The sequence below is a fragment of the Arenibaculum sp. genome (assembly GCF_035998295.1).
Taxonomy (GTDB): domain Bacteria; phylum Pseudomonadota; class Alphaproteobacteria; order Azospirillales; family Azospirillaceae; genus DASYHS01.
The window spans coordinates 1-8,049 of record NZ_DASYHS010000256.1; the positions used below are offsets into that span (position 1 = coordinate 1).

At 68.8% G+C, this 8,049-nt stretch carries 6 protein-coding genes; 5 read left to right on the plus strand and 1 reads right to left on the minus strand.

Annotated elements, in window-relative coordinates; translation table 11 throughout:
• From VGO20_RS23885 to VGO20_RS23905, 5 genes are all read left to right on the plus strand, one after another.
• Positions 1-644 (plus strand): transposase (locus VGO20_RS23885; RefSeq protein ID WP_327504901.1); only part of this gene is annotated, 644 nt, incomplete at its 5' end.
• A 340-nt stretch (positions 645-984) separates the two neighbouring features.
• Entirely contained in the window at positions 985-2,634 is a 1,650-nt protein-coding gene (locus VGO20_RS23890; RefSeq protein ID WP_327504902.1) for a thiamine pyrophosphate-binding protein, read from the plus strand.
• Between the two features lie 15 nt (positions 2,635-2,649).
• Complete coding sequence (locus tag VGO20_RS23895; RefSeq protein ID WP_327504903.1) at positions 2,650-3,654, plus strand: Bug family tripartite tricarboxylate transporter substrate binding protein; 1,005 nt, start codon at positions 2,650-2,652, stop codon at positions 3,652-3,654.
• A 32-nt stretch (positions 3,655-3,686) separates the two neighbouring features.
• Entirely contained in the window at positions 3,687-5,816 is a 2,130-nt protein-coding gene (locus VGO20_RS23900) for an acetate--CoA ligase family protein (RefSeq protein ID WP_327504904.1), read from the plus strand.
• A gap of 55 nt (positions 5,817-5,871) precedes the next feature.
• On the plus strand, positions 5,872-6,843 hold the full coding sequence (locus tag VGO20_RS23905; protein WP_327504905.1) for a Bug family tripartite tricarboxylate transporter substrate binding protein: 972 nt from the start codon (positions 5,872-5,874) through the stop codon (positions 6,841-6,843).
• On the opposite strand, the gene VGO20_RS23910 is transcribed toward VGO20_RS23905, so the two are convergent.
• Positions 6,840-7,805 carry a LysR family transcriptional regulator gene (locus VGO20_RS23910; protein ID WP_327504906.1) on the minus strand — a complete coding sequence of 322 codons (966 nt, stop codon included), beginning with the start codon at positions 7,803-7,805 and terminating at the stop codon, positions 6,840-6,842. The two genes, VGO20_RS23905 and VGO20_RS23910, sit on opposite strands and share 4 nt — an antisense overlap.
• Positions 7,806-8,049 lie beyond the last annotated feature (244 nt).

The following is an 8,049-nucleotide window of genomic DNA, read 5'->3' on the forward strand; positions in this document are numbered from 1 at the left end:
CGCGTGACCTGGCGCGCCACTACACGCTGTCGCCGGAGGACCTCGCGTCGGTCGCGCGCCGACGCGGCGAGCACAGTCGGCTCGGCCACGCGCTGATGCTCCTCTACCTGCGCCACCCTGGGCGCCCGCTGCGGGCTGACGGCGAGTGGCTGGTCGAGAAGCATGGGACGAAGACGCGGCGCGGGTGGCGCAAGCTGCATCTCGCCACGGACGCCGACACCGGCCGGATCGTCGCGTCGGCGCTGACCGACAAGAATGCCGACGACAGCTCGCAGGTCGGCCCGCTCCTCGACCGGATCGAAGGGCCGGTCGCATCCTTCACCGGCGATGGCGCCTATGACCGGGACGATGTCTACGCCGAGGTCGCGGCGCGCCATCACGAGGCGGCCGTCGTCGTCCCGCCGCGCTCGGGTGCGGTGCTGGGCGACACCGCCGGGACCGCGCCCACGCAGCGCGACAGGCACATCGAGGCTATCGCCGAGCGCGCCCTGGTGGAGTCCGACGTCTCGCGCTGGAAGCGCGTCATCGGCGACGGGCTGCGGTCGCAAACCAACGGACGCCAAGCGACCGAAGTGGCGATCGCCGCCGACGTCCTGAACCGCATGCTGGACCTCGGACGTCCGGAGTACATCCGCATCGCGTGACCCGAGACACGGGTGGAGTTCATTGCGCCGACGCCGCCGACCCATGCAACACGGTCGCCGCGAGTAGAGGGCCGAAACACAAGCGACGAGCGCCACCACCGCCGACGGGCCGCCCTTCACGTGAGTGTCTATGCAAAATTCGCATCAATGGGGGTTATCGGAATTGCTTTGATATAAGTCGGAGGCACGCGATACGCTCTACCAGAGGACCGATGCCGAGGATTGGACACGCCTCTCCGTGTCCACCGACGCCAGATCTCTTGGAGTGCTAGCCTTGTTTCCTCGAAACATTCCGCGACGCCCCCCCTTATCCCAGCTGCTGGCTCGGTGAGGTGACACCATGCCAGTGACAGGTTCCCAACTCGTCGCCCAGGCCATGGCGCGGCAGGGCGTGGACACGTTCTTTTTCCTTATGGGCGCACCGATGCTCCAGGCGGAGCGGGCGTGCCTCGACGCGGGGATGCGAGGGATCGACGTGCGCCACGAGCAGGCGGCCGCCATGATGGCGCACGCCTACGCCCGAGTTAGCAACCGTCCCGGTGTATGCATGGCGTGCTCCGGTCCCGGTACCCTCAATCTGGGTACCGGTTTGGCCAACGCGCTGGTGGACTGCGCACCAGTGGTGGCGCTCGGCGGATCAAGTCCGGTGAACGAGTACGGCCGCGGCGCATTCCAGGAGTTCGACCAGCTCGCGGCAATGCGCCCGCTCGTGAAGTGGGCGGAGCGCGTTTACGAGACACGGCGCGTGCCGGAGCTGATAGACATGGCCTTCCGGCAGGCGCTGTCCGGAAAGCCAGGGCCCGTCTACCTGGATCTGCCCGGCGACGTTCTGTTCGGGTCGGTCGACGAGGGCGACGTGGTCTGGCCGCCGCAGCCGGGCGCGGCCACGGATCGCCCACGGCCGGCCGGCGACCCTCGACTGGTTGAGCGTGCCGTCGAGCTCCTCGCCGCCGCCGAGCGCCCGGTGGTGATCTCGGGGAGCGGCGTGCTGTGGTCGGACGCCTCGTCGGCCTTGGCGGCCTGGATCAACCGCACCGAGATGCCCTTCTACACAACGCCGCAGGGGCGCGGCGTGGTACCGGAAGATCACGGCTCGGCATTCCCCAACGCACGTTCGACTGCGCTGCGCAATGCGGACGTCGTGCTGGTGATCGGCACCCGGCTCAACTACGTCTTTGGGCACGGCAAGCCGCCACGCTTCAGCCCCACTGTGCGATTGATTCGCATCGACATTGATGCTGCCGAGATCGCCGCGGCGCCGCAGGTCGAGATCGGCATTGTCGGCGACGCGCGCACCGTCCTGGAACAGCTCTCGGAGGCGGCCGGCGATCGGATTACTGCGGCGCAGTACGCACCATGGACCGACCACTTGCGGGCGATCGACCGGGAGAAGGCGCCGGCCGCGGAAGCGCAGCTTTCGACAGACCAGGAGCCGATCCATCCCCTGCGCCTATGCAAGGAAATTCGTGACTTCCTGCCGCGCGACGCGATCCTGACGGTCGATGGGCAGGAAATCCTGAACTACGGCCGGCAGACGATCCCGACCTACGTAGCCGGGCACCGCCTCAACTCAGGTCCGTTCGGGACCATGGGCGTGGGGTTACCCTTCGGCCTCGGCGCAAAGGCCGCGAAGCCGGACGCAACGGTCCTGGTGCTGCACGGCGACGGTTCGTTCGGGCTGAACGGGCTGGAGCTGGACACAGCGGTCCGCCACCGCCTGGCGGTCATCATCGTGATCAGTCTGAACGGCGGCTGGACGGGGGACCCCAAGCGCGAAAAGCCCGGACGCGAGCTCGGCTACACCCGCTTCGACGAGATGGCGAAGGCCCTCGGCTGCGCCGGCGAGTACGTAGAACGCGCCGAGGACATCCGCCCGGCGCTGGAGCGTGCGGCGCGGGCTGTCGCCGAGGGCCGGCCGGCCCTGGTCAATGTTGTCACGGACTGGAAGGCGCGCGCGCAGACCGTCCGGTTTTCCGCAAGTAGCACCTGAGATGAGGGGGCAACCATGGGGGGGGATGTAGGTGGGCCGGCACCGGCGGCGCTGAAGCGGCGCGTGCTGCTTGCCCTCCTCGCTGCGTCCGGCGGCGGCGCACAGGCCCACGCGGCGGAGGACTACCCGAGCCGGTCCGTGCGGATGGTCGTCGGCTTTCCCGCCGGCGGCAGCGTCGACATCGTCGCGCGGCTGGTCGGGCAGGAACTGTCCCAGGCGCTCGGCGAGGCCTTCGTGGTCGACAACCGCAGCGGCGCCAGTGGCGGCATCGGCACCGACCACGTCGCCAAGTCGGCGCCCGACGGCTACACCCTGCTCATGGGCAGCGCCGTGTCGCTCGCGGCGAATCCGAGTTTGTATAGCAGCCTGCCCTACGACCCGGCGCGGGACTTCGCCCCTGTATCTTTGGTGGCGCTGCAGCCGAACATGCTGGTGGTGCACCCTTCGCTGCCCGTGAGGTCGGTCGCCGAGCTCATCGCCCATGCCAAGGCGCATCCAGGTACACTGAACTATGGATCGTCTGGGATGGGATCGACGCAGCACCTCTCCGGAGAGATGTTCTGCCGCCAGACGGGCGTGCGCATGGTGCACGTACCCTACCGCGGCGGCGCACCGGCGCTCAGCGACCTGATCGCGGGACGCATCCAGCTCATGTTCGAGACCATCCCGACAGCGCTGCAGGCCGTCCGGGCGGGCCAGCTGCGGCCGCTCGCGGTGACGACCCTGCGGCGCTCCGCGTCGATCCCGGATCTGCCGACGATCGCCGAATCCGGGCTGCCGGAATTCCAGTCGCGCGGCTGGATCGGGCTCGTCGCGCCGGCGGAGACACCCGCCGCGATCGTCGACCTGCTGAACCGGCGCACGGTCGAGATCCTGCGCAAGCCGGAGGTCACGGCGCGCCTTGTCGATCTCGGGCTCGAGGTGGTGGCGAGCTCGCCCGCCGAGTTTCGCGACTTCATCCAAGCCGAGATCGCCAGCATCCGCGCGGTGGTCACGGCGGTGGGCGTGACTCTCGACTGATGACGCTGCTCCCGCACCGGAACACCGCTCCCATGGCAAGTTCGCTTCGCGCATTCCTGAAGCCGCGTACCGTCGCGATCATCGGCGCCTCGCGCGATCCGGCGAAGCGCGGCCATCGCGCCATCCAGGCCCTGCTCAACTCCCGCTTCGAAGGGCGGATAGTTCCAATAAATCCGAAGGAGCCCGAGATCCTGTCGCTGCCGTGTTTTCCGGACATTGCGGCGGTGCCCTTCGAGATCGACCTCGCGCTGGTCTGCACGCCCTCGCGCAGCACGCCCGAGGTGATTCGGGCCTGCGGCGAGAAGGGCGTCAAGGGCGCGGTGGTACTGGCCGGCGGCTTCGGCGAGGCAAGCCCAGAGGGTGCCGAACTCGAGGCTCGGACCGTCGAGGTGGCACGCCGCTACGGCGTGCGTCTGGTAGGACCCAACACCAACGGCATCTTCGACGGCCACACGGGACTGAACCTCGTCGGCTGGCCCGGAGTCTACAGGGGCAGCCTCGGTGTCCTGTCCCAGTCGGGCAACGTCGCCATGTCGCTGATGACGACCAGCATCCGCACCGAGCACGCCGGATTCACCACCTTCATCGGGGTCGGAAACGAGAGCGACATCCGGTTCGACGAGTACCTGCGCTTCTTTGGCGAAGACGAGGCGACACGCGCCGTGATCGCCTACGTTGAGGGTTTCAAGGACGGCCGTGCCTTCCTGGACGCGGCGCGGGAGGTCACCCGGCGCAAGCCTGTGGTACTCTATAAGGCCGGTCGGACGGGGCAGGGCCAAGGCGCCGCGCGATCTCATTCGGGGTCCCTGGCCGGGGACTATGCGGTCGGGAAGGGCGCGATGCGCCAAGCGGGCATTATCGTGCTGGAGCGGTCGGACGAGATGTTCCCGGTCGCCGACATGCTGTCCCGGCACGCCAGCCGTCCGGCCGCGCGGGTGGCCGTCCTGTCCGAGGGCGGTGGCGTGATCTCGCAGGCGGCGGATGCCCTGGCCGAGCGTGGCCTGAGCATGCCAGCGCTCGCCGCCGCCACCGAAGCGGCATTGAAGGCGATCACCCCGAACGCCACGCAGCTCTCCAACCCGATCGACGCCGGCGGAGCGACCGACCCGCATCCGCGCTACATCGCCGCGTCGAGCCGCGTGATCCTCGGTGATCCCTCGGTCGACGCGCTGCTCATCGTCGGCTTTTTCGGCGGCTACCAGGTGCGCTACGGTGCATCGGCCATCGCGGACGAGAATAAGGCCGCCCAGGAGCTCGTCGCCATGGCCGCCGAGGCCGGCAAGCCGGTTATCGTGCAGAGCCACTACGCCGACTTTCCGACCGAGGCGATCACCATCCTGCGCGAGGCGGGCATCCTGGTCGTGCGCTCCATCGAGATCGCCGCCGCCTGCCTAGCCGGGGTCGCGGAGTACCACTCGATCCTCCAACGCGCGCCAGCACCGGCGCGCGCACCGGCCGGGCCCGTTCCTGAGGTATGTGAGATCATCGCGGGAGCGCGGGCGGGCGGGCGCACAAGCCTTCTGGAGCCTGAGGCGCTTCGGTTGTTGGCGGCGGCTGGCATGCCGGTGCCGCCCCATGCGGTGCTGCGGTCGGTCGCGGACGTCGCTGAGCTAGGCAGCGATTTCAAGCGGGAGGAGGTGGCGCTCAAGGTCGTCTCGAAGGACATCCTGCACAAATCCGATGTCGGCGGCGTGCTGCTCGGCCTGCGCGGGGAGGCGGCGATCGCCGGGGGTATGGCGGCGGTGCTGGCCGAGGTGCGGCGGCGGCGGCCCGAGGCGGAGGTCGCCGGCGTGCTCGTTACCCCGATGGCCCGGCGCGGTGTCGAGGTCATCGTGGGCGTCACCACCGATCCGCAGTACGGGCGCATCATGATGTTCGGCCTGGGCGGCGTCTTCGTGGAGGTGCTGAAGGACGTCGCCTTCCGTGCCCTGCCGCTCACACCGGCGGACGCGGCGGAGATGCTTGATGAGATCAAGGGACGGGCAATCCTGGACGGCGTCCGTGGCAAGCAGGGCGCCGATCGGAGGCAGATCGTCGATCTGATGCTGAGGCTGTCGGACATCGCCGTCGCCCATCCCGAGATCACCGAGATTGACCTCAATCCCGTGATCCTCCACGCGGAGGGCTACGCCATCGTGGATGCTCGCATGCTTCTCGCCTAACGGGCGGCCGACAGCGCGAATTTGGCGCCGTCAGTCCCATCGAATGGAGATCACCATGGTATGTCTGCGGCGTCTCGTTCTCCTGCTCGGTTGCATCGCCGGGGCGGGCATCCCCTGGGCGGCTGAGGCCTATCCGGACCGGCCGGTGCGCGTGGTGGTGTCGTTCCCCGCCGGCGGCAGTGTCGACATCGTCGCGCGGCTGGTCGGGCAGGAGCTGTCCCAGGCGCTCGGCCAAACCTTCGTGGTCGACAACCGCAGCGGAGCCAGTGGCGGCATCGGCACCGACCATGTCGCCAAGGCAGCGCCCGACGGCTACACCTTGCTCATGGGCAGCGCGTCGTCGCTCGCGGCCAATGTCAGCCTCTTTCCCGACCTGCCCTACGACCCGGCGCGGGACTTCGCCCCTGTATCTTTGGTAGCGCTGCAGCCGAACATGCTGGTGGTGCATCCCTCGCTGCCCGTGAGGTCGGTCGCCGAGCTCATCGCCCACGCAAAGGCGCATCCGGGGGCGGTGGCCTTCGGCTCGGCCGGTGCCGGCACCGCCCAGCACCTGGCGGGCCAGCTCTTCCGCCAGCGGGCGGGCGTGGACATGCTGCACGTACCCTACCGCGGCGGCGCGCCCGCGCTCATGGACCTGATCGCGGGGCGGGTCCACGTCATGTTCGAGACCATCCCGACGGCGCTGCAGCCGGTGCGCGCGGGGCAGCTGCGGCCGCTCGCGGTGACAACCGAGCGCCGCTCGACGATGATGCCCGACCTCCCGACGGTCTCCGAAGCGGGCGTGCCCGGGTACGAGTCGCGCGGCTGGATCGGGCTCGTGGCGCCGGCTGGGACGCCCGCCACGATCGTCGACCTGCTGAATCGGCGGACGGTCGAGATCGTTCGCAAGCCGGAGGTCACGGCGCGCCTCGTCGATCTCGGGCTTGAGGTGGTGGCGAGCTCGCCCGCCGAGTTCCGCGACTTCATCCGCGCCGAGATCGAGGCCTTCCGCACCGTGGTCAGGGACGCCGGAATCGCCCGCGACTAGCGCCTCGTTGCGCCACGGGGCCGAGGGATGGCCGGCTGCCGTGCTTCGCTCCCGCCGCTAGCGTGGGCGAAGTGGGCGTGGATCAGACGCTTCAGTCCTACGGCGGCGGGCGACAGGGAGCGCGACCGCAGACTCAGCACGGCGAGCTGGGTTCGGAATCGGGGCGGGCCGATCGGCCGGGCGCGTAGCACCGGATCGGTCGGTGCCGGGATCCCAGGATCCGGAAGGATCGCGACTCCGACCTGGGCGCGCACGAACTCGAAGACGGTGGTGTAGGTGTTGACCGTGATCGCGTGGTCGAGGCGGAAGCCCGCGCTCGCCGCGGTACCGTCGAAGATCTGCCGGATGGTCGCCGAGGGCGGCAGCGAGACGAGGGTCTCGTCGCCGATCTCGCGAAGACTCACCGAGGCCTTCTCGGAGAACGGGTGGTCTTTGTGGAAGACGACGTAATAGCAGCTCTCCTGGAGAGCATCGACGACCAGATTATCGCTTGGCTCCCTCACGAAGCCGATTCCGAAGTCCACCACGCCGGCGAGGATGTCTTCGCGGATGGCGCTCTGGATGCCCTCCTTGATCTGGAGGCGCACGTTGGGGTGCCGCCGCCTGTAGTCGGCGGCGATGCCGATGAGGCTGGTCTGCGCGAAGGACATGGGGCATGCGATTGCGACGTGGCCCCGAGCCTGGCCCGCGAGACCCCTGATCGCCTCGGTGCCGAGCTCGAGGTCGTGGAGTATGCGCTCTGCGATGGGGACGAATTCCGCCCCGGCGGCCGTCAGGCCCACGTGCCGCGTGTTGCGGTGGAATAAGGCTACGCCGAGCTCCTCCTCGACCGTCCGGATGATGCGCGACAGGCCGGGCTGGGACATCCGCAGCTCGACCGCCGCCGCTATGAAGCTGGAGTAGCGGGCGACGGCCGTCACGGCCTTGAGCTGCCGTGCCGACAGGTCAGGGAGGTTGCTCATGCTGCCGTCGCGAAGATGGTGGAGTTCGTTTGCGGCGCCTCCAGTGGGCTGACGGTATCGGTTCAGGCGGCGAGGTCAATCATGCTGTTGGCAAGCGCGCGTCAACCATCTTGTCCGGCGCCGACAGCCAAGATGGCCGGTGCTGGCGTTTGCGGTTAGCGGATCAGTCGGAGATGTCCTCCGTGATGTTGTCGGCGATGTTGTCGGCGTCAGTCTTGTGTTGATGGGCGTCGAGGCTGTCGTT

Excerpts from the sequence above, each read along its gene's own strand:
- VGO20_RS23890 (WP_327504902.1), top strand. The coding sequence starts at position 985 with ATGCCAGTGACAGGTTCCCAACTCGTCGCCCAGGCCATGGCGCGGCAG.
- VGO20_RS23895 (WP_327504903.1), top strand. The coding sequence starts at position 2,650 with ATGGGGGGGGATGTAGGTGGGCCGGCACCGGCGGCGCTGAAGCGGCGC.
- VGO20_RS23900 (WP_327504904.1), top strand. The coding sequence starts at position 3,687 with ATGGCAAGTTCGCTTCGCGCATTCCTGAAGCCGCGTACCGTCGCGATC.
- VGO20_RS23905 (WP_327504905.1), top strand. The coding sequence starts at position 5,872 with ATGGTATGTCTGCGGCGTCTCGTTCTCCTGCTCGGTTGCATCGCCGGG.
- VGO20_RS23910 (WP_327504906.1), bottom strand. The coding sequence starts at position 7,805 with ATGAGCAACCTCCCTGACCTGTCGGCACGGCAGCTCAAGGCCGTGACG.